The organism is Kineosporiaceae bacterium SCSIO 59966 (genome assembly GCA_020881835.1).
Lineage (GTDB): Bacteria > Actinomycetota > Actinomycetes > Actinomycetales > SCSIO-59966 > SCSIO-59966.
The window spans coordinates 2,246,903-2,266,900 of the sequence record CP052876.1 but is presented as its reverse complement, the minus strand read 5'-3'; the positions used below and the strand labels follow the sequence as shown (position 1 = coordinate 2,266,900).

Sequence of the window (19,998 nt, the reverse complement as noted above, 5' to 3'; positions counted from 1 at the left end):
CAGCATGCAGATCACCGACCGCACCTTCCTCGTCACCGGCGGCGCCTCCGGGCTCGGCGGCGCGACCGCTGCCGCGCTGCTCGAGCGCGGCGCCCACGTGGTCGTCGCAGACCGTGCCGGGACGGCCCCGGCCGGAGCGGTGCTCGTCCAGACCGACGTGACCGACGCCAGTGCGGTGGCCCATGCCGTCGACGTCGCGACTCAGCAGCCCGGTCCGCTGGCCGGAGTGGTCAACTGCGCCGGTATCGGCGTCGCGCAGAAGGTGCTTGACAGGTCCGGACCGCACCCGTTCGAGGACTTCATGAGGGTTCTCGAGGTGAACCTCGGCGGCACCTTCAACGTCATCCGGCTCGCGGCCGCCGCCATGCGCGACGGCGAACCTGGTCCCAGCGGCGAGCGTGGTGTCATCGTCAACACCGCGTCGGTCGCCGCCTTCGAGGGCCAGATCGGCCAGGCCGCCTACTCCGCCTCGAAGGGCGGAGTCGTCGCCATGACGCTGCCGATCGCGCGCGAGCTGGCCCGGTACGGCATCCGGGTGGCCACGATCGCCCCCGGACTGTTCCTCACCCCCATGATGGGCGAGCTGTCGGAGGCTGCCAGGGAGTCCCTGGGGCAGCAGGTGCCGTTCCCGGCGCGCCTCGGTGACCCGTCCGAGTTCGCTGCCCTCGCTGTCCACATCATCGAGAACCAGATGGTCAACGGCGAGGTGATCCGTCTCGACGGAGCCCTGCGCATGGCCGCCCGCTGAACAGGAGACCGTCGTGACATCGACCTTCACCACTCGCCCCGTCGTCACCGGGTACCCGTCCACCATGGGTGACGACGTCCAGCTCAACACGACCACGCTGATCCGGCACGCCGCCCGGACCCACCCCGAGCGCGAGATCGTCTACCGGACCGCGGACGGAGGGTGGGACCGCTACACGTACGCGGCGGCGTACGAGCGCGTCATCCGGGGCGCCAACGCGCTGCGTGCTCTCGGTGTCGAGCCTGGGGACCGGGTCGGCATCCTGGACTGGAACAGCCGCCGGCACTACGAGCTCTACTGGGCCATCCCCGGTCTCGCGGCGGTCATGGTCCAGCTCAACCTCCGCCTCGGCCCGGAGGACCTGTCGTTCGTCATCGAGGACAGCGGCACGTCCGTCGTCTGCGTGGATGAGACCCTGCTGCCGGTCGCTGAAGCCGTTGCTCCCAGACTGCCGGGGGTGCGGGCCTGGGTCGTGATGACCGACAAGCCGTTGTCCGACGTCCAGACCAGCTTGCCCAACGTGCACCACTACGAGGACCTCGTGGCCGCCGCGAACGGGCACATCACCTGGCCCGAGGTCGACGAGCGCTCTGCGTACAGCGCGTGCTACACGACGGGCACGACCGGTCGGCCCAAGGGCGTGTACTACTCCCACCGGGCGATCTACCTGCACTCGTGTGCCATCGCTACGAACGTCGGGATGGTGCTCGACGACTGCACCATGCTGATCACACCGATGTTCCACGGCCAGGCGTGGGGTCTGCCGCAGGCAGCGACCCTGATGGCCAACAAGATCGTCCTGCCCGGTCGCTACACGGCCGAGGACACCAGGCCGCTCACCGACGCGCTCATCGCCGAGGGGGTCACCGTCGCGAACGGGGCCCCAGCGATCTTCCTGCCCATGCTGCAGTACATCGAGACGCTCGAGACCAAGCCGGACCTGTCCCGGCTGCGGATGATGTCCGGAGCGACCGAGCCCCCGCTGACCATGATGCGCGGTTTCCGCGAGCTGACTGGTGCTGAGGTCGTCCACGCCTACGGAGCCACCGAGACCACCCCGCTGGTGACGATGAACCGCTACAAGCCGAGCGTTCGGGAGCGTCTCACCGAGGACGAGCTGCTCGAGCTGAAGCGCAAGCAGGGCCTGCCGGTCACCGGCGTCGACATCCGGCTCATCGACGGCACTGGCAACGACGTGCCGTGGGACGGCGTCACCCAGGGAGAGATCTGCGTGCGCGGGCCGTGGGTGACCACGACGTACCACAACATGACCGAGGAGGACCGGGCCGACCGGTTCCACGACGGGTACTGGCGCAGCGGCGACGTCGGCACGATCGACGCCGACGGGTACCTCAAGGTGACCGACCGGGTCAAGGACGTCATCAAGAGCGGCGGGGAGTGGATCTCGTCCATCGACATGGAGAACCTGCTCCTCGCCCACCCGGCCGTCGCCGAGGCCGCAGTCGTCGGCCTGAGCCACCCCAGGTGGCAGGAGCGGCCCTTCGTGCTCATCGTCCCCAAGCCGGGCCAGCAGATCACTCTGGAGGAGGTCCGCGACCACCTGTCCAGCGCGTTCGCCACCTGGCAGCTGCCCGACGCCATCGAGATCGTCACGCAGATCCCCCGCACGAGCGTCGGCAAGTTCGACAAGAAGCGGATCCGTGCGGAGTACGCCGGCACCTACGGCGGGGAGCAGCTCGATGCCTGAGCGGCTGGTGCTCGCCGAGACGACCGGTGCCGCTCGAGTGCTGACCCTCAACCGGCCCGCCGCTCTCAACGCGTTGAGCCGTGCACTCGTCGACGAGCTCGTCGGCCACCTGGAGCAGGCGGCTGGCGAGCCGGCCGTGCGCGTCGTCGTCCTGACCGGGTCGCAGAAGGCCTTCTGCGCCGGCGCGGACATCGGCGAGATCCCGACCATGGCCGGTGCCTCCCCCCTGGACACGCTGGCGTTCGACCGGCTCTTCGAGACCATCGAGCGGCTACCTGTCCCGACCATCGCCGCCGTCCGCGGTGTGGCCTTCGGCGGTGGGTGCGAGCTGGTCCTGGCCTGCGACACCGCCGTCGCGGGCCGGTCGGCCCGCTTCGCGCTCCCGGAGGTCCGGCTCGGGGTCATCCCCGGTGCCGGAGGCACCCAGCGGCTCGTGCACGCCATCGGCAAGGCCAAGGCCATGCAGATGCTCCTGACCGGCACCCCGGTCGACGCCGCGTGGGCCCACGCCGCCGGTCTGGTCGCCGATGTCGCCGACGACGACGACGTGCTCGGTCGTGCCCTGGACCTCGCGGCGCAGATCGCCGGCAACGCGCCTCGAGCCGTGGCGTACGCGGCGGACTCGGCGCGCCGGGTCAACGACCTGCCGCTCCACCAAGGGCTCGCCCACGAACGTCGCAACTTCCTCCTCGCGCTCGGCACCGCCGACGCCGGTGAAGGGGTCGACGCCTTCATCAACCGACGCACTCCCACCTTCACCGGCAGATAGGAACGGCACCGTGATCCTGGACGACTACCGGTCACCGTGGATGACCGAGGAGCTCGAGGACCTCCGTCAGCTGGCTCGGACCTTCCTCGACAAGGAGGTCGTGCCCCACCAGGCCAGGTGGGCAGAGCAGCACATGGTCGACCGCGACTTCTGGCGCGCCGCCGGTCAGGCCGGCCTGCTGTGTCTCAGCATCCCCGAGGAGTACGGCGGCGGGGGAGGCACGTTCGCGCACGAGGCCGTTCTCGCGGCCGAGCAGGCACGTGCCGCCGACGACGCCTGGGCCAACAGCGTGCACAGCACGATCGTCGCCCACTACGTCAACGCCTTCGGCACACCGGAGCAGAAGCAGCGCTGGTTGCCCGGAATGGCGTCCGGCGACCTGGTCGGGGCCATCGCGATGACGGAGCCGACGACGGGGTCGGACCTGCAACGGGTGCGCACCCGCGCCGTCCGGGACGGTGACGACTACGTCATCAACGGCTCGAAGACCTTCATCTCCAACGGAACCCACTGCGACGTGCTCATCATCGTGGCACGCACCGGTGACGAGCCCGGGGCCAGAGGACTGTCCCTCATCGTCGCCGAGACGGCTGACCTGCCAGGCTTCCAGCGGGGACGGGTGCTCCAGAAGATCGGCATGCACGGCCAGGACACCAGAGAGCTGGCCTTCGTCGACATGCGCGTCCCGGTCGCCAACCTGCTGGGCGCGGTGGAGGGGCGTGGTTTCGTGCAGCTCATGGAGCAGCTGCCGCAGGAGCGGCTCATCATCGCCGTCACGGCGGCCGCCACCGCGGAGGCGGCCGTCAGGCACGCGACCGCCTACGCCAAGGAGCGGGAGGCCTTCGGCGAGGACCTGATGTCCTTCCAGAACACCCGGTTCGTCCTGGCGGAGTGTGCCGCCGACGCCCTCGCGGCGCGCACCCTCGTCGACAGCTGCATCACCCGGCACCTGGCCGGCGACCTCGACGCCGCGGGCGCCTCCCTGGCGAAGTTCTGGTGCACCGACGTCCAGAACAAGGTCGTCGACCGGTGCCTGCAGGTCTTCGGCGGATACGGCTACATGATGGAGTACCCGATCGCTCGGATGTACGCCGCTGCGCGCGTCCAGAAGATCTACGGAGGGACGAACGAGATCATGAAGGAACTGGTGGCCCGAGCCCTGTGACCGATCCCGACCTCGAACCGACCGCGCAGTCGCTCCTGCCCGCCGAGGACATGCCCGTCGGGCAGGAGATCGACTGCGGCTCACACGCCGTCACCGAGCAGGAGATGGTGGCGTTCGCCACCACCTGGGACCCGCAGTACTTCCACGTCGACGGCGAGCTCGCCGCGGCCAGCGCCTTCGGTGGCCTGATCGCCAGCGGCCTGTACACCGCCTCGGTCTTCCAGCGGCTAGCGGTGACCGGCCTCTTCCACCGCTACGACGTGGTCGCCGGTAAGGAGATCAGCAGCCTGCGCTTTCTTCGGCCCGTGCGCGCCGGAGACGTCCTCACGTGCTCGATCACCGTGCGGTCCGTGGTACCGGAGGCGGACGGCCGGTCTCTGGTCACCATGGCCGGCGAGCTGCGCAACCAGCACGGGCGGCCCGTCCTGGAGCTGCAGGTGGAGACGCTGGTGCGGTCGCGGCAGCAGGCCTGATCCGTCGTCACCTCTCCCGAGCACCCTGACCGAGATCGCTACCCGGCTCCACCGACGTCTCGTAGGCCTCGGCGAGGTCCTCGCCGGCCGTCTGCTCCTGGGCGTGCTGCCGCAGGGGGGTCTCCCGCAGGAACAGGATCACGACGAAGCCGACGAGGGCAAACGGCACCGCGGCGAGGAACGTCGTCTGCAGTGCGTCAGCGAAGCCGTTGACCACCGCGGTGTGCACTGGTCCCGGCAGCTGGGCGATCTGCTCCGGGCTGCCGAGCGTGGGGATGCCGCCGGCGAGCTGTTCGACCTGCAGGCCGGCTTCGGCGAGCCGAGCGGGGATCGTGTCGGCGAGACGGTGGGTGAGCAGTGCGCCGAACACCGCGACACCCAGGGCCCCGCCGAGGGAGCGGAAGAACGTCGCGCCGGAGGTGGCGACTCCGAGGTCGCTGCGGTCGACTGCGTTCTGGGCGGCGAGCACGAGGACCTGCATCACCAGACCGAGCCCGACGCCGGTGACGAACATGTACACCCCGGCGACCGGCAACGAGGTGTCGGCGTCGAGCAGGCTCATCAACCACAGCCCGATGCTGGCCACGAGAAGCCCGACGACCGGGAAGACCTTGTACCGACCGGTGGCCGTGATCGCCCGTCCGGAGCTGATGGCGGCGCCCAGCTGGCCGGCCACCATCGGCAGGGTCAGCAGTCCCGACGCGGTGGGCGACTGGCCCTTGACGATCTGCAGGTACTGGGGCAGGAAGATGATCGCACCGAACATGGCGACGCCCACGACGAACCCGGCCAGGCTGGTGATCGCGAAGGTGTGGTTGCTGAACAGGCGCGGCGGCATGATCGGCTCGGGGGAGCGCCGTTCCTGCCAGACCGCGAGTCCCAGCAGCACGGCGGCCGCGGCGCTCAGACCGTAGGTCCACGGCGAGTTCCAGGCGAACTCCTTGCCCCCCAGCGACAGCATCAGCAGCAGTGAGCTGACCGACGCCACGATGAAGAACGCACCGAGCCAGTCGATCGAGTGCTGCCGTCGGGGGAACGGCAGCTGCAGCACCCGCTCGGTCACCACCAGCGCGGCCAGGCCGATCGGGATACCCACCCAGAACGTCCACCGCCAGGACAGGTGCTCCACCAGGAACCCGCCGAGCAGCGGCCCGGCCACGGTGGACAGCGCGAACACCGAGCCCATGTAGCCCTGGTAGCGCCCCCGTTCCCGGGGGCTCACGACGTCCCCGATGATGGCCTGGGACAGCGCCATCAACCCGCCTGCGCCGAGACCCTGGACCGCCCGGGAGGCGATCAGCTGGCCCATGCTCTGGGAGAACCCGCTGGCCAGTGACGCCACCAGGAAGATCCCGATGGCCAGCTGGAACATGATCTTTCGGCCGTACAGGTCGGAGAGCTTTCCCCAGATCGGGGTGGACGCGGTCGAGGTCAGCAGCGTCGCCGAGACGACCCACGCCAGCTGCTCCTGCCCGCCCAGCTCGCCGACGATCGTCGGTAGTGCGGTGGCGACGATCGTCTGGGACAGCGCCGCGACGAGCATGCCGAGCATGAGGCCGAAGAGCACCGTGAGGATCTGTCGGTGCTCCAACCGGGGCATGGCCGGCTGGTCCGCCGTGGCCTGCGGTGGATCCGCGGGTGTGGTCATGCGGGTGCGTTCTCCTTCTCGTGAGCCTGGGTATAGGCGTCGTCGAGCCCTGCGTTCAACCGTGCCAGCAGCACCGCGAGGGTCTGCTGGTCCTCCGGCGGCCAGGAGCCGATGAGCTCGCGCAGGGCGCCCCGACGGGCACGCCGGGTGGACTCGACGGCGCGCCGACCGGTCGGTGTCAGTCGCACCTGGGCCGCCCGACCGTCGTCCGGGTCGGCCTCTCGGGTGACCAGGCCGTCGCGCTGCAGGCCAGCGACATGCCGGCTCACCGTCGAGCCGTCCAGCTGCAGCAGCTCCGCCAGCGCCGTGTTGCGCATCGGGCCGCGGTCGTTCAGCAGGCCGAGGATCAGGTAGGCGCTGCGCTCCAGCGGCTGTCCCGGTGCGTCGGTGTGCAGGGTGACGTGCTGGGCCCTGCGGACCAGTCGGGTCATCTCCCGCTCGACCCGATCGAGCACGTCGCGCGTCTCGTCGGCCTTTAGTTGCATGTGCCAAGCATAACTGCCGAGCGAGTGTGACGAAGTGCGCACTGGGAAACCTTGCTCTTTGGGCAACGTTGGCGGGAGAGTGCCGGCGTGAGCCGGACCGGCCTGCGGGAGAAGAAGCGCGCAGCGACCGCCCAGGCCCTTGCCGAGTCGGCGTTCGAGCTGGCGAAGGAGCGGGGCCTCGACGGCTTCGTCATCGACGACGTGGCCCAGCGGGCGGGGTACTCGCGAAGGACCTTCGCCAACCACTACCCCTGCAAGGAGGCCGCGGTCGCGTCGGTGGCCTACTCCGGTCTCGACGCGGCGAGCGACGCCCTGGAGAAACTGTCCGGCGGGGTCCCGCTGCTCGACGCGATCCACGCCGTCCTGCGCCTGCAGCTGACCAGGGCGACCCTGTCCCGGATGCGGGAGGTCATCGGGCTCTCCCGGAGGTTCCCGTCGCTGGAGCCCTACGTGCACAGCGTCCACCACCGGATGCGCCTCGAGGCGGAGCAGCGGCTCCGCTCCGTGGCGGGGGACCGCTACCCCCAGGCCTACGTCTCCCTGCTCTTCGGTGCCCTGTACGGCATGGTCACCTCCGCGCTGGAAGGGCTGGTCGACGTCCGGTTGCCGGGGGACCGGCGACCGAGCCCCCAGTCCATGGAGTTCGAGCAGTTCCTCGACCTCGCCTTCAGGCACCTTCGGACCGGCTTCTGAGCCGCGTCCGCACATCGAGCACCTACTGAGGAGGACCGCGTGTCCACGTTCCTGTACCGCCTGGGTCGCACCGTCTACGGCAGGCCGTGGCCGTTCATCATCGGGTGGTTGCTCGTGCTCGCAGCGGTCGGGGCCGCCCTGGTGCTGAACGGGGTGAGGGTCACCTCGGAGATGAAGATCGACAACACCGAGGCGCAGCAGGTGCTCGACCGCGTCGCCGAGGAGCTGCCGGAGGCCTCCGGTGGCCAGGCCAGCGTGGTCTTCACCGTGCCGGAGGGGGAGCAGCTGGAGACCCCGGAGCGGACAGCCGCCATCGCCGGGACGGTGCAGGAGGTCTACGCGCTCGAGCAGGTGGTCGACCCCGCGGACCTGGCCCAGGCCGCTGGGCAGTCGCCAGTGGCACCCGGCGCGGAGCAGCCGCCGGGTGGTGAGCAGGCGCCGCCCGCTGCGCAGACGCAGCCCCCGAGTGACCTCGGCGCCCAGATCCCGCCGTACCGGCCGCTGGTCGTCGACGGCGTCCCGGTCCCCGGTGTGCTGGTCTCCACCCAGGCACCCGTGGCGCTCTTCCAGTTCCAGTTCACCGTGCCGTCGACGTCGCTGACGGACGAGCAGGTGTCCTCGGTCCTCGACGTGGTCGAGGACGCCGGAGCGGGCACCGGTCTGCAGGTCCTCCCGAGCGACTCGCTGAAGGCGATCACGATCCCCGTCGGTCCTGCCGAGGTCGTCGGTCTCGCAGTCGCTGCCGTGGTCCTGGTGCTGACGCTCGGCTCCCTGGTCGCCGCGGGTCTCCCGCTGGTCACCGCCCTGGTCGGGGTGGGGATCGGGGTGGGCACGGCGTTCGCGGTGTCGACGACGGTGGAGATGAACAGCTTCACCCCCGTCCTAGGGCTGATGATCGGCCTGGCGGTCGGGATCGACTACGCCCTGTTCGTCGTCAACCGGCAGCGGCGGCTGATCATCGACCAGGGCCTCGATGCCCGGGAGGCTGCCGGCCGGGCGGTCGGTACGGCGGGCAGTGCGGTGCTCTTCGCCGGTCTGACGGTGATCGTGGCCCTCGTTGCCCTGACGGTCATCGGGATCTCGCTGCTCACCACGATGGCTCTGGTCGCGGCGGGTACGGTTCTGCTCGCCGTCCTCATCGCCATGACCCTGCTCCCGGCGCTGCTCGGACTCGTCGGGGAGCGGATCGTCTCCGCCCGGAGCCGCCGCACCGGGCACGCGCGCCGTGAGGCGGAGCGCCGCGGCGTGGCTGACCGCTGGGTCAGCACCGTGGTCCGGTTCCGCTGGCCGGTGATCGTCGGTGTGGTCACGCTGCTCGGGGTCGGAGCCGTCCCGGCGGTGAGCATGGACCTGGGCCTGCCCACGGGTGCGACCGCCAACACCGACACCGCCGCCCGGCAGAGCTACGAGGCCGTCACCCGTGGGTTCGGTGAGGGGTTCAACGGTCCCCTGCTGGTGACCGTGGAGTCCCGCCAGGGTGACGCGCTCGACGTCCAGACCATGGGCGCGGTGACGCAGCAGCTGCAGCAGCGCGAGGAGGTCGTGGCCGCTGTGCCCGTCGGGATCAGCCGGGACGGGCAGATGGCCGTGCTCAGCGTGATCCCCACCACGGGCCCGGACGACGACGCCACCGCCGACCTCGTCGAGAGCCTGCGTGCCCCCACGTCGCCCGTCGCGCAGGCCCACGACGTCGTGATCGGTGTCACCGGCTTCACCGCCATCGCGATCGACATGTCCGATCGCCTCGCCGAGATCGTCCCGGTCTACCTGGCGCTCATCGTCGTCCTGTCGCTGCTCATCCTCCTGGTGGTGTTCCGCTCGGTCGTCGTCCCCGTCCAGGCGACCATCGGGTTCCTGCTCAGCATCCTGGCGACGCTCGGGGTGACCACCGCGGTGTTCTCCTGGGGCTGGCTCGGCTGGCTGGTGGGCATCGACACCGGCGGGCCGCTGATGAGCTTCATCCCGGTGATCGCCACCGGGATCCTGTACGGCCTGGCGATGGACTACCAGGTCTTCCTGGTCTCCTCGATGCGAGAGGCCTACGTGCACGGTCATCACGGCAGCGCCAGCGTGGTGCACGGGTTCGACCAGGCCAGCAGGGTCGTGGTCGCCGCCGCCGTCATCATGGTCTCGGTGTTCGCCGGCTTCGTCTTCACCGACGACGTGATGATCAAGCAGATCGGGTTCGCCCTGGCGATCGGCATCCTCATCGACGCGTTCCTGGTCCGGATCACCCTGACCCCGGCGCTGATGGCGCTGTTCGGCGACAAGGCGTGGTGGCTGCCGCGCTGGCTGGACCGCATCCTGCCCAACCTCGACGTCGAGGGCCACCGCCTGACCCGGATGCTCACCCAGGACCCGGACAGCAAGGAGACGCCTCGGCCCGCTGCCGTGGGGAGGCGGTAACCGCGCCGCGACGGCTGGCTGCGCTGTCGCGGCGGGGCTCAGCCCTGCTGCGGCTGCGCAGCCACCACGTCGTCGACCCACCCGAGGCCGCTGATCGCGGTGGGGAACCCGCACGTCGTCACCGCCAGCATGGCGACCGCCCGCAGCTCGTCGGGGGTGACACCTAGCGAGAGGGCCTTGCGGGCGTTCGAGCGCACTGCACCCTCGGACTGCGAGCCGACGGCGAGGGCCAGCTTGAGCAGCCGCACGGTGCGCTCGTCGAACGGCGCAGCAGCCGTCATCTCCCGTGCCAGGGCGTCCTGGGCCGTGGCGACCGCCGGGTAGCGGTCCCGGAACTCCTGGTAGACCGCCGGCAGGTACTCCGCTGGCTCCGCCATAGTCCTGTGCCTCCTCGTGCCGGGACCTCCCGGACTCCTCACGTCGCGGCGAGGGCCGCCGTGAGCGGCACCCTACCGGCGCAAGGTCGCCCGAGGTTTCAGGGTCCAAGGACCTATTACGAACCTCGGGCCCGGGCCGCGACCCTGGCACCGCAGGCCGGCGACGCCGGCACCCTTGACCGGAGGCAGGCATGACCACACCGACCCGGATCGAACCCACCTTGATCGAACGGGAGCGGACCTACGACCGGTTCGCTCCCCACCTGGTTCCGCAGCCGTACTGGCGGTTTCCGCACGCTCTGTGGTTCTGGGCGATGGGGTTGGGGGCCGGCACGTTCATGGTGCGGCACGCCTTCTCGATCGCCGACACCGGAACGGTTCTCGGACTGTCCCTCCTCGACGTCCTGGGTCTGGTCCTCGTCGGCATCGGCGGGCTGATCCTGATCCTCGACCTCGGTCGTCCGGAACGCGTGCTCAAGGCGCTGAAGCGGCCTGACCGGTCGTGGATCGCACGCGGCGCGATCGCCGACTTCGTCTTCCTCATCGTCGGCGCCGTCTACCTGCTCCCCGGTTGGTTCGAGGCTCTGCCGTGGACCGACGAGCCCTTCCTCGAGGCCAACCTGACGGCACAGGTGATGATCGCCGTCGCCTTCGCCGCCGCTGCGCTCATCATCGCCTACCCCGGCATGGTGATGTACGAGGGACTGTCGATCCGCCTGTGGCACTCCGCGCTGGTGCCGGCACAGTTCATCGCCCACGCGCTGACCTCGTCGATGGGGCTGACGCTGCTCGTGCTCGCCGTGGGGGGACGTCTCGAGCAGGTGCAGACCGAGCTCGCGATCGGCTTCCTCGTCGGACTCGTCGCCACCTTGGGCCTTACCCACATGTACGTCGTCGAGCGTGCCCACGAGCACTCTCCGGCCGCCCGGGCCGGGTTGCACCGCCTGCTGCGGGGGCGCATGGCCGGCCACTTCTGGGTCAGCGTCCTGGTCGGGTACGGCGTCCCGGTCATCCTCACCCTCATCGCCCTCGCTGCTCCCAGCACCGGTGCCGTGCTGCTGGCCACCGGCGGCGCGCTCAGCGTGCTCGGCAGCCTGCAGTTCCGCTACGCCCAGCTCTGCGCCGGCGTCAAGGTCACCCCGCTCGGCTGAACCGCCGCCCCTCGATCGCACCGACCTACTGGAGTCCTTCCCATGACACTGACAGCACCTCTACCGCTGCTGCCCGCCGAGGGTGAGCAGGTCTTCTCCACCGCCTGCACGCCAAACTGCTGGATGAACTGCCGGATCTACGCGCACGTCCGTGACGGAAAGCTCGTGGAGACCACCGCGGCTCCGCTGCCGGACCCGCGGTACAACCGGATCTGCCTGCGGGGTCTCAGCCACCCGCAGCGCGTGTACGGCACCGACCGGATCACCACCCCGCTGCGTCGAGCCGGCAAGCGCGGAGAGAACCTCTGGGAGGAGATCTCCTGGGACGAGGCGCTCGACGAGATTGCCACCAAGCTGACCGGAATCAGGCAGCGGTACGGCAACAAGGCCGTGTGCTTCGCGCCACTGTCCGGCAGCTACGCCATCCTCAACGGCGCACTGGCCGGTGCTGCGCACCGCATGGCCAACGTGCTCGGGGGCACGCTGGCGGTCGACTCCATCGACCTCGGCCTGGCCACTGGCGAGACCCAGGTCGCGGCCAACCTGGCCAGCGGGATGGCAGCCTGGATGCTGGCCCACCAGCCCGAGGACATCGCGAACGCGCGCACCATCATCGCGTGGGGCACCAACGTCACCGAGTCGCAGGTGCACAACTGGCACTTCTTCGCCGACGCCCTCGACAACGGCGCCAAGCTCATCGTCATCGACCCCCGGTTCTCGGAGGCAGCCAGCAAGGCTCACATCTGGGTCCGCCCCCGCCCTGGCTCGGACAGTGCGCTGGCCATGTCCATGGTGAACACGGTCATCGAGGAAGGGCTCTACGACGAGACCTACCTGCGTGCGCACACCGTGGCCACCTACCTGGTCCGCGAGGACAACGGTCTGTTCCTGCGCGCCAACGACCTGGACCCGGCGGCGGACGCGGTCGTGCTGGCTATGGACCCCGGCACCGGGAAGCCGGTCCCGGCTGACGACAACACCGCCACGACGGCCATCTTCGGCACGTTCCAGGTGGACACCGCCGACGGCGCCGTCACCGTCCGGCCGGCCTTCCAGCTGCTGGCCGACACGGCGGCCCAGCACAGCCCCGAGGCGATGTGGGACGTCACCGACGTCGAGCCCGCGCTGGTGCGCGAGGTCGCCCGTCGCTACGCCACCGCTGGACCGTCCTTCATCTACTCAGGGATGGGCATCGACCGGTGGGACAACGCCGATCTCGTCGGCCGGGGACTGGCTACGCTCGGCGTCATCACCGGGCAGATCGGCAAGCCCGGTGCCACGCCACTCGGCTCCCTCATGGGTGGCACCGCGATCAGCATCATCTTCACCCCCGGCGTCCTGGACGAGTGGACGATGCCGACCGGCACCCACACGGCCAAGCTGAACTACCTGCTGCTCTACGACGCCGTGGCCAAGGGCGTCGTCCAGCAGTGGGTACCCGCCGACCCAGACAACCCCTTCGCGGGACCGCGATCGGACACCCCTGAGCCGGTGGAGTGGCCAGTCAAGGCGATCATCTTCAACGCCTCGAACTTCGTCAGCAACTTCCCGAACCAGAACCGCATCCGCAACGAGATGCTTGCCGAGGACAACCTCGAGCTTGTCGTCAGCCTCGAGATGGTCATGAACGACACGGCGCGGATGGCCGACATCGTCCTGCCGGTCACGAGCTGGTTCGAGAACGACGACCTGTGCGCGGGGATGCACCCGTTCCTCATGCGGCAGCAGAAGGCCATCGCCAACGTCGGTCAGGCACGGTCGGACTACGAGATCTTCGGTGCGCTCGCCCAGCGCCTCGGCGTCGGCGAGTACTTCACCGAGGAGCCCACCGTGTGGATCGACCACATCGTGGACAGGATCGCCGAGGTGCTGCAGCGGCCGCAGGTGGCCGAGGAGTTCCGGCGCGACGGAGTGGCCCGGCTCTTTGACGCCGGCTACATCCCGCTGGCCGACGGAGGGTTCATGACCCCGTCCGGCAAGGCGGAGTTCTACGCCGAGGGTGTCATCGTGAACTTCCCCGAGTCCATGCCGTCGCTGCGAGTCCCGGTGACCCGCGGGGTGGACCCGTTGCCGCACTTCGAGCCCCCGTTCGAGGCGTGGCGGGACAACCCCAAGTTCGCCAGGTTCCCGCTCGTGCTCAACCAACGGCACTCCAAGTACCGGGTGCACAGCACCTGGTACGAGGTGCCGGTACTGCGCGAGATGGACCCCGAGCCCCTGGTCGAGCTCAACGAGCGGGAGATGGCCGCCCGTGGTCTCGTCGACGGGGACGTCGTCAGACCCTGATTTTGCAGCCGGCGATGACTTGACGCCCGTGTCGTGACGCGAAAGTGCCCTTGCTGCAAGGGAAGATCGTGGTTGTCGAAGCCGCGATCACCGAGCAGGAAGGGCACCTTCGAGGTGAACGATACCGGGCTGTTGTTCGAGGTCGAGGATGTCGTGCTGGCGCGTCCGGCGCGGCCGGTGCCGGTGCCCGTGGTGAGCGCCTCGGAGGCGGATCTGACGCCGGTGGCGGGGGTGGCGTTGTGGGGTCCGGTGCTGGACCGGCTGAATCTCGTGGCCGAGGCCGACCGGCGCGAGCTGCGCCCGATCGGCCCCGGCGGCTACACCGGGGGTGAATGTTACCGGGCGCTGGTGGAGATGCTGCTGGCCGGCGGGGACTTCCTGTCCGACCGGTACCTGCTGGCCGACCCCGCGACCGCCGCGCTGCGCGGCGCGAACGCGCTGCCGAGCGTCGCCACCTCGTGGCGGTTCCTGGCCGGGGCGGACCTGGGCCGGGTCGTCAAGGCCGCGGCGGTCAACCGGGCGATGCTGCGCCGGGCGTGGGCCTGCGGCGCCGCCCCCGACGGGAACCGGCTGACGATCGACCCGGACGCCACGAGGGTGGCGGTCTACGGGCCGGGCAAGGAAGGCAGCGCGTTCTCCCGGACCGGGCAGACGGCGCTGTCCCCGCTGGTCGGGGTGTGCGGGGAGACCGGGGACGTGCTGGCGCTGCGGGCCCGCGGCGGCGCCGCCAACGACGGCCGCGCGATGGGCAGCTTCATCGACGAGTGCGTCGGCGCCATCCCAACGGGCTGCCGGGGCTCCTATCGACTGTGGATCCGGGTGGACTCCGCCGGCTACCAGGACCAGGTGATCGCGGCCGCCGAACGCCACGACGCGGACTACTCGGTCACCGCCCGCGACTACCCGAACGTCGCCGCCGCGGTGCACGCGCTGGCCAGCGACGACGCCACGGTCTGGGCGCCGGCACTCGGCAACGAGACCGGCAAGGGCAGCCAGGTCGCCGAGACCAGCACGACGTTGCTCGGGCGCACCGTGCGGTTGATCGTGCGCCGCCAACCCAAGGCCGACGGCGAGCAGCTGGCGATCGACGACCTGGACGGCTGGCGGCTGCACGCCATCATCACCAACGTGCCGGGCGAGCGGATGACCGCAGCCGAGGTGGAGGCCCACCACCGGCTGCGCGGCGGGATCCCCGAGGACACCATCCGGGCGCTCAAGAACGACTTCGGGATGATCCACGCACCCGTCCAGTCGTTCTTCGGGAACTGGCTGTACTGGCAGGCCGCCGCGCTGGCCCACAACGTCGCCCTGTGGCTGCGGACCTTGGCCCTGCCCCGGGCGTACCGCCGCGCCCGCGGCAAACGACTGCGGCTGGCGTTCCTGAACGTCGCCGCCCGCCTCGTGCGCTCCGGGCGGCGCCTGCACCTGCGGTTCGCCGCCGCCTACCCCCACGTCGAAGCGTTCACCGACGCGCTCAAACGGATACGGGCCCTGCCCGCCTTCGGCTGACCACCACCGAACCACAAGATCACCGAGCACCCAATGCGATGACACGCGCCCTGATCACCCCCGGACGCCCTCATCAGCAGCAGACAGCAACCCAACGGAGTCAGCGACCGAGCCGACGCCTCAACCGCTGACCCCAACGGGCCCGGAATCGTCGAATCCGATCAAGACAAACCGGGCAGGGCGAACCCGGCTGAAAAATCAGGGTCAGAGTGTTCAACGACCGCGGTGAGGTCTACCTCAAGGTCCGCACCAACAACGCCTACCCCGACAACACCTGCAACATCAACAAGGGGTGGCAACGGCACCAGTTCCTGGCCGGTGGCTACCAGGAGCTCACCCACGAACAAGCCAACGTCCGGCACTACAGCTGCTCGTTCTTCGACGTCCTGGTGCAGGTGGCCAAGGTCGACCCGGCCACGGTTCCTGCCATGCCCGAAGCCCAGCGACGCGGCGCCCCGACCCTCGTGAAGGAGAAGTGACCATGTCGAACGCTTCCACCAAGACACCGGCTCGTTCACGCCGGTGGGGCATGGTGATCGACCTCAACCGGTGCATCGGCTGCCAGAGCTGCTCGGTCTCCTGCAAGATCAAGAACAACCTGCCCGAAGGCGTCTGGTGGAACCGGGTGCTCACGGTCGAGGGCGACGAGATCGACCAGGTCGGCGGCTCGGTCGAGCACCCCGCCCTGACGTTCCTGCCGCTGGCCTGCCAGCACTGCGAGGAGCCGGCCTGTCTGCCGGTGTGCCCCACCGGGGCCACCTACAAGCGCGACGACGGCATCGTCGGTATCCACTCCGACGACTGCATCGGCTGCCGCGCCTGCATCCAGGCCTGCCCCTACGGCGTCCGGATCTTCAACGAGAAGGCGCCCAAGCGCCCCACCGAGCACGCGCTCGGCTCCTCGGCGGTCACCTCAGGGGTCCGTGGCACGGTGGAGAAGTGCGACTTCTGCATCGACCGGATCGACGCTGGAGCGCTGCCGATGTGCATCGAGACCTGCCCGGCCCGGGCCCGGTTCGTCGGCGACCTCAACGACCCGGACTCCGAGGTCTCCCGCCTCATCCGTGAGGAGGGCGCCCTGCAGCTGCAGACGGACATGGGCACGAACCCCAGCGTCTACTACATCCCCGTCCAGCGTCGCGCGGTGCACCGCACGGGCCTCGACACGATTGCGGTCGAGCCGACCACCATCGCCGGGGCGCGTTCCTAGGCGCCGACCGCCCACCCGGCCGACAGGCTGGCCAGACGAGCTGGCCACGGACCGCAACCCGGTCCGTGGCCAGCGGTCGTCCGGGTCAGCCCTGCGGGTCAGCCCTGCGTGTCGGCGCACCGCACGTCGACACCGGGGACACCGGTTGCGGGGACCTCGGCAAGGGCGGCGTGCGCGCGGGCCCACCCGAGGTTCCAGTCCTGCCAGCGGACGGGTGCCCCGTCGTCCCCGGTCAGCACGCACGCCCGCTGACCGGCCGGCAGCTCCACCAGTACCGGCACCGCGTCGGCGGACAGACCGGCCAGGTAGTCCCAGTCCACCTTCCCGGTCGCGGCGTACCGTTCGAGGTTGCGCTCGGCGATCCACGCGTCCGGGTTCAGTGCCACGAGCCCCAGCAGGGCCGCGACGCCGGTCAGCACGGCGAACCGGGGCAGCCAGCTGCCGCGCAGTCGTACGCCGGCGACCAGCACGGCGAGGACGACGAGGCCGAGCCAGGTCTCGAACACCCCTCCGAGCAGGCGCAGCCTGGTCACGCCGTACGCCTCCTGGTACAGCGACAGCCGGTGCAGCGCTGAGGTGACGACGACGAGCGTCTGGGCACCCAGCAGTCCTAGCGAGATCCGCAGCCACAGTCGGTCCTGCCGGTCGTCGACCCGGGCACGCCGTGCGGCGGCCGAGGCCACGAGCAAGGTCAGGGCAGTGACCACGGTGAGCTGTCCGAACCCCTGCCGGGCGTACTCGGCGTAGGTCAGTCCCGTCGTCCGCAGGACGTCGTGGCCACCGAGGAGGACGGTGGTCTGGGCGAGGAGGAACACCGCAAGCACGCCGTCGACGACGAGAACCGGCGCCAGCCACTCGAAACGGTGACCAAGGCGGGCGGACGGACCCCGTGCTGCGGCCCGGTCCACGGGCGGAGGATTGAGCGCGAGGTACGCCGCGGCGAGCACCGCCCCGCCGACTGCGACCGTGACGAAGCCGCGCAGGACGAGCGTGTCCGTGCGGACCGCAGGCAGCACCGCGTTCGCCCACCGCGCCAGCAGCGCGTCCGCGGAGACGAGCAGCGCACCGAACACGACGAGCCCGACCAGGGACCAGACCGTCGTCCGCAGCACGGCGGCCCCGCGGCCGCGGCCGGTCAGCTGTGCCAGCGTGCGCCCCAACCAGGGCAGCCCCCGTAGGCCGGCCACCGGCCAGGCCAGCCCGGACAGCACGGTGCCCGGCACGGTGCTGGTCGCGGTGACGGTGACGACGCACAGGGCTGCGCCGACGACCAGAGCCAGGACGACGACCCAGTCGGCGTCCCGCAGGACGCTCGTCCCCGCCAGCAGGAGGCAGAGCACCGCGCCGGTGAGCAGCGCGGGGGACCGACGGCTCCACGCCGCCGCCAGCACCACCGCCCCGGCCGCCAGCAGCACGAGGAACGTGCCGAGGCCGAGGTCGGGCAGCAGTGCGGCCGCCAGCACTCCGACCGCCGCCGCACCGGCCAGCAGACCCGGTCGCGGGCGCGGGTTCCGCTCGGGCCAGAACCGGCCCAGGGTCTCCTCGACGAGCGGCCGGGCGGTGACGAGCCGCGTCCCGGCGTCAGCGTCCTGGACGCCGTCCTGGACGCCGTCCGGGTCGTCGTCCGGGTCGTCGTCCGGGCCTGCGGCCCGCGCCGTCGCCTCGACCGGCAGGTCCACCCGGACGAGGGCTCCGGGTCCGCCGTCCGGTGGGTCGAGGACGGCGATGCGCCCGCCGTGCAGCTCGGCGACCCAGCGGGCGATGGCCAGGCCGAGGCCGGTGCCCCCGCCGCCCTCAGCGGCCCGCAACGTGCCGAACCGTTCGAGCGCCCGCTGCCGGTCCGTGGGGGCGATGCCGGGTCCGTGGTCGCGGACCTCGAGCCGGTACCGGTCGCCGTGTGCGGTCGCGCTGACGTGGACCGTGCTGCCGGCCGGGGCGTGCCGGGAGGCGTTGTCGAGCAGGTTCGCGACCAGCTGGTGCAGTCGGGCCGGGTCGGCGCGGACGACAAGGCCCTCCGGCCGCACCTCGACCTGGACGTCGACCGGCCGGTCCAGCACCCCGACCTCGGCGGCGGCGTCCTGCAGCAGTTCCGCGAGTGGCACCGGGACGGGGTCCAGCGGCGCCCGCCCGGCGTCGACCCGGGCGAGGTCGAGCAGGTCGGCGACGAGGCGGTTGAGCCGCTCGGCCTGCACGAGGGCGACGGCGAGCGATCGGTCCTGCGGCGTGACGACCCCGTCGGCGACGTTCTCCAGCACGGCGTACAGGCCGGCCAGGGGGGTGCGCAGCTCGTGGCTGACGTTGGCGACCAGCTCGCGTCGCTGGCGGTCGACCGCGGCCAGGTCACGGGCCATCGTGTTGAACGCCCGGGCAAGGTCACCGACCTCGTCCGCGGAAGCCTCGTCGACGCGCACGGTCGTGTCGCCGGTCGCCATCCGCCGGGCCGCCTCTGTCATCTGCCGCAGCGGGGCGATCATCCCCGCGGCCAGCAGCTGGGTCACCGCGAGCGCGACGAGCACCGTCACCGGCAGGCTCAGCCACAACGGCACTCCGGCGGTGTCGCCGAGAACCGCCACCCCGGCGGTGACGAGCACGCTGACGACGACGAGCAGACCGAGCTTGATCTTCAGCGAGGACACCCCGGCCAGCGGCTGACCGGTCACCGCTCCGGCCCGGGGCTCACCGGCTCGAGCGCGTAGCCCACGCCGTGCACGGTGCGGACCCGCTGCGCGCCGATCTTCGCGCGCAGGCCCTTGACGTGACTGTCCACCGTGCGGGTCCCGGACGCACCGGGCCAGTCCCAGACCTCCGTGAGCAGGCGCTCGCGGCTGACGACCGCGCCCGGGGTCGCGGCCAGGTACAGCAGCAGGTCCAGCTCGGTGGGCGTGAGCCGCACCTCCCGGCCGGCGACCCACACCCGCCGGGCGGCGCCGTCCACGCGTAGGTCGCCGAGGTCGCGGGGCCCCTCAACCAGTGCCGCTGCTCGCTCCACCCGGCGCAGCAGGGCAGCCACCCGGGCGACGAGCTCGCGCATCCGGAACGGCTTGGTGAGGTAGTCGTCTGCGCCCGCGGTCAGGCCGCGCAGGACGTCCGCCTCCTCCGTGCGCGCGGTGAGCATGAGCACGGGCACCGGCCGCTGGGCCTGGATGCGCCGGCACACCTCGTGCCCGTCGAAGCCGGGCAGCATGACGTCGAGGACGACGACGTCGGGACAGTGCGCGGCGAACGCCGCGACCGCCGCTGGCCCGTCCACGGCCCGGACCACCTGGTAGCCCTCGGCGACGAGCCGGTCGCTGACCGACCCTGCGATCACCGGGTCGTCCTCGACGACGAGCACGCGGCGGCGGGGTGTCATGGGGGCAGGCTATGAGCA

General features: G+C 70.8%; 17 protein-coding genes. 12 read left to right on the top strand and 5 right to left on the bottom strand.

What is annotated here, in order from left to right; all coding sequences use genetic code 11:
* Nucleotides 1-4: 4 nt before the first annotated feature.
* The 5 genes from HJG43_10525 to HJG43_10505 all read left to right on the top strand — a co-directional run bounded on the left by HJG43_10525 (nt 5) and on the right by HJG43_10505 (nt 4,863).
* Complete coding sequence (locus tag HJG43_10525) at nt 5-748, top strand: SDR family NAD(P)-dependent oxidoreductase (GenBank protein ID UER54903.1); 744 nt, start codon at nt 5-7, stop codon at nt 746-748.
* A 64-nt stretch (nt 749-812) separates the two neighbouring features.
* Entirely contained in the window at nt 813-2,456 is a 1,644-nt protein-coding gene (locus tag HJG43_10520; protein UER55892.1) for a long-chain-fatty-acid--CoA ligase, read from the top strand.
* Nucleotides 2,449-3,225, top strand: a complete 777-nt coding sequence (locus tag HJG43_10515) for a 2,3-dehydroadipyl-CoA hydratase (protein UER54902.1) — start codon at nt 2,449-2,451, stop codon at nt 3,223-3,225. The genes HJG43_10520 and HJG43_10515 overlap by 8 nt, the downstream gene beginning before the upstream one ends.
* A 10-nt stretch (nt 3,226-3,235) precedes the next feature.
* Nucleotides 3,236-4,390: an acyl-CoA dehydrogenase gene (locus HJG43_10510; GenBank protein ID UER54901.1), complete on the top strand. Its 1,155-nt coding sequence runs from the start codon at nt 3,236-3,238 to the stop codon at nt 4,388-4,390.
* A 50-nt stretch (nt 4,391-4,440) separates the two neighbouring features.
* Complete coding sequence (locus HJG43_10505; GenBank protein UER55891.1) at nt 4,441-4,863, top strand: dehydratase; 423 nt, start codon at nt 4,441-4,443, stop codon at nt 4,861-4,863.
* Nucleotides 4,864-4,870: 7 nt separating this feature from the next.
* On the opposite strand, the gene HJG43_10500 is transcribed toward HJG43_10505, so the two are convergent.
* Together HJG43_10500 and HJG43_10495 are read right to left on the bottom strand one after the other, a co-directional pair.
* Complete coding sequence (locus tag HJG43_10500) at nt 4,871-6,511, bottom strand: MFS transporter (protein UER54900.1); 1,641 nt, start codon at nt 6,509-6,511, stop codon at nt 4,871-4,873.
* Complete coding sequence (locus HJG43_10495; GenBank protein UER54899.1) at nt 6,508-6,996, bottom strand: MarR family transcriptional regulator; 489 nt, start codon at nt 6,994-6,996, stop codon at nt 6,508-6,510. Before HJG43_10495 ends, HJG43_10500 begins: the two co-directional genes overlap by 4 nt.
* An 87-nt stretch (nt 6,997-7,083) precedes the next feature.
* Here HJG43_10495 and HJG43_10490 point away from each other — a divergent pair, with 87 nt between their 5' ends.
* On the top strand, nt 7,084-7,689 hold the full coding sequence (locus HJG43_10490) for a TetR family transcriptional regulator (protein UER54898.1): 606 nt from the start codon (nt 7,084-7,086) through the stop codon (nt 7,687-7,689).
* A 39-nt stretch (nt 7,690-7,728) separates the two neighbouring features.
* Nucleotides 7,729-10,095 carry an MMPL family transporter gene (locus HJG43_10485; protein ID UER54897.1) on the top strand — a complete coding sequence of 789 codons (2,367 nt, stop codon included), beginning with the start codon at nt 7,729-7,731 and terminating at the stop codon, nt 10,093-10,095.
* Between the two features lie 38 nt (nt 10,096-10,133).
* Here HJG43_10485 and HJG43_10480 read toward each other — a convergent pair whose 3' ends face one another.
* Nucleotides 10,134-10,472, bottom strand: a complete 339-nt coding sequence (locus HJG43_10480; GenBank protein ID UER54896.1) for a carboxymuconolactone decarboxylase family protein — start codon at nt 10,470-10,472, stop codon at nt 10,134-10,136.
* 191 nt (nt 10,473-10,663) lie between these two features.
* On the opposite strand from HJG43_10480, the gene nrfD reads away from it, so the two are divergent.
* From nrfD to HJG43_10455, 5 genes are all read left to right on the top strand, one after another.
* Nucleotides 10,664-11,623, top strand: a complete 960-nt coding sequence (gene nrfD / locus HJG43_10475; protein UER54895.1) for a polysulfide reductase NrfD — start codon at nt 10,664-10,666, stop codon at nt 11,621-11,623.
* A gap of 42 nt (nt 11,624-11,665) precedes the next feature.
* Nucleotides 11,666-13,909 carry a molybdopterin-dependent oxidoreductase gene (locus HJG43_10470; GenBank protein UER54894.1) on the top strand — a complete coding sequence of 748 codons (2,244 nt, stop codon included), beginning with the start codon at nt 11,666-11,668 and terminating at the stop codon, nt 13,907-13,909.
* A 189-nt stretch (nt 13,910-14,098) separates the two neighbouring features.
* The gene (locus HJG43_10465) at nt 14,099-15,418 is read left to right on the top strand and encodes an IS1380 family transposase (GenBank protein ID UER55890.1); all 1,320 of its coding nucleotides are present in this window, start codon (nt 14,099-14,101) and stop codon (nt 15,416-15,418) included.
* 209 nt (nt 15,419-15,627) lie between these two features.
* Entirely contained in the window at nt 15,628-15,897 is a 270-nt protein-coding gene (locus HJG43_10460; protein ID UER54893.1) for a hypothetical protein, read from the top strand.
* Nucleotides 15,898-15,899: 2 nt separating this feature from the next.
* Nucleotides 15,900-16,628, top strand: coding sequence for a 4Fe-4S dicluster domain-containing protein (locus tag HJG43_10455; protein UER54892.1), 729 nt, complete (start codon nt 15,900-15,902; stop codon nt 16,626-16,628).
* 98 nt (nt 16,629-16,726) lie between these two features.
* Here the strand turns inward: HJG43_10455 and HJG43_10450 are convergent, their stop codons facing one another.
* Nucleotides 16,727-19,288 (bottom strand): DUF4173 domain-containing protein, encoded by a 2,562-nt coding sequence (locus tag HJG43_10450; protein UER54891.1) that lies wholly within the window; start codon nt 19,286-19,288, stop codon nt 16,727-16,729.
* Complete coding sequence (locus tag HJG43_10445; GenBank protein UER54890.1) at nt 19,285-19,980, bottom strand: response regulator transcription factor; 696 nt, start codon at nt 19,978-19,980, stop codon at nt 19,285-19,287. Before HJG43_10445 ends, HJG43_10450 begins: the two co-directional genes overlap by 4 nt.
* Nucleotides 19,981-19,998 lie beyond the last annotated feature (18 nt).

Coding starts and splice junctions, on each gene's coding strand:
- nrfD (UER54895.1), top strand. CDS start 10,664: ATGACCACACCGACCCGGATCGAACCCACCTTGATCGAACGGGAGCGG.
- HJG43_10480 (UER54896.1), bottom strand. CDS start 10,472: ATGGCGGAGCCAGCGGAGTACCTGCCGGCGGTCTACCAGGAGTTCCGG.
- HJG43_10445 (UER54890.1), bottom strand. CDS start 19,980: ATGACACCCCGCCGCCGCGTGCTCGTCGTCGAGGACGACCCGGTGATC.
- HJG43_10500 (UER54900.1), bottom strand. CDS start 6,511: ATGACCACACCCGCGGATCCACCGCAGGCCACGGCGGACCAGCCGGCC.
- HJG43_10520 (UER55892.1), top strand. CDS start 813: ATGGGTGACGACGTCCAGCTCAACACGACCACGCTGATCCGGCACGCC.
- HJG43_10505 (UER55891.1), top strand. CDS start 4,441: ATGCCCGTCGGGCAGGAGATCGACTGCGGCTCACACGCCGTCACCGAG.
- HJG43_10495 (UER54899.1), bottom strand. CDS start 6,996: ATGCAACTAAAGGCCGACGAGACGCGCGACGTGCTCGATCGGGTCGAG.
- HJG43_10470 (UER54894.1), top strand. CDS start 11,666: ATGACACTGACAGCACCTCTACCGCTGCTGCCCGCCGAGGGTGAGCAG.
- HJG43_10455 (UER54892.1), top strand. CDS start 15,900: ATGTCGAACGCTTCCACCAAGACACCGGCTCGTTCACGCCGGTGGGGC.
- HJG43_10525 (UER54903.1), top strand. CDS start 5: ATGCAGATCACCGACCGCACCTTCCTCGTCACCGGCGGCGCCTCCGGG.
- HJG43_10515 (UER54902.1), top strand. CDS start 2,449: ATGCCTGAGCGGCTGGTGCTCGCCGAGACGACCGGTGCCGCTCGAGTG.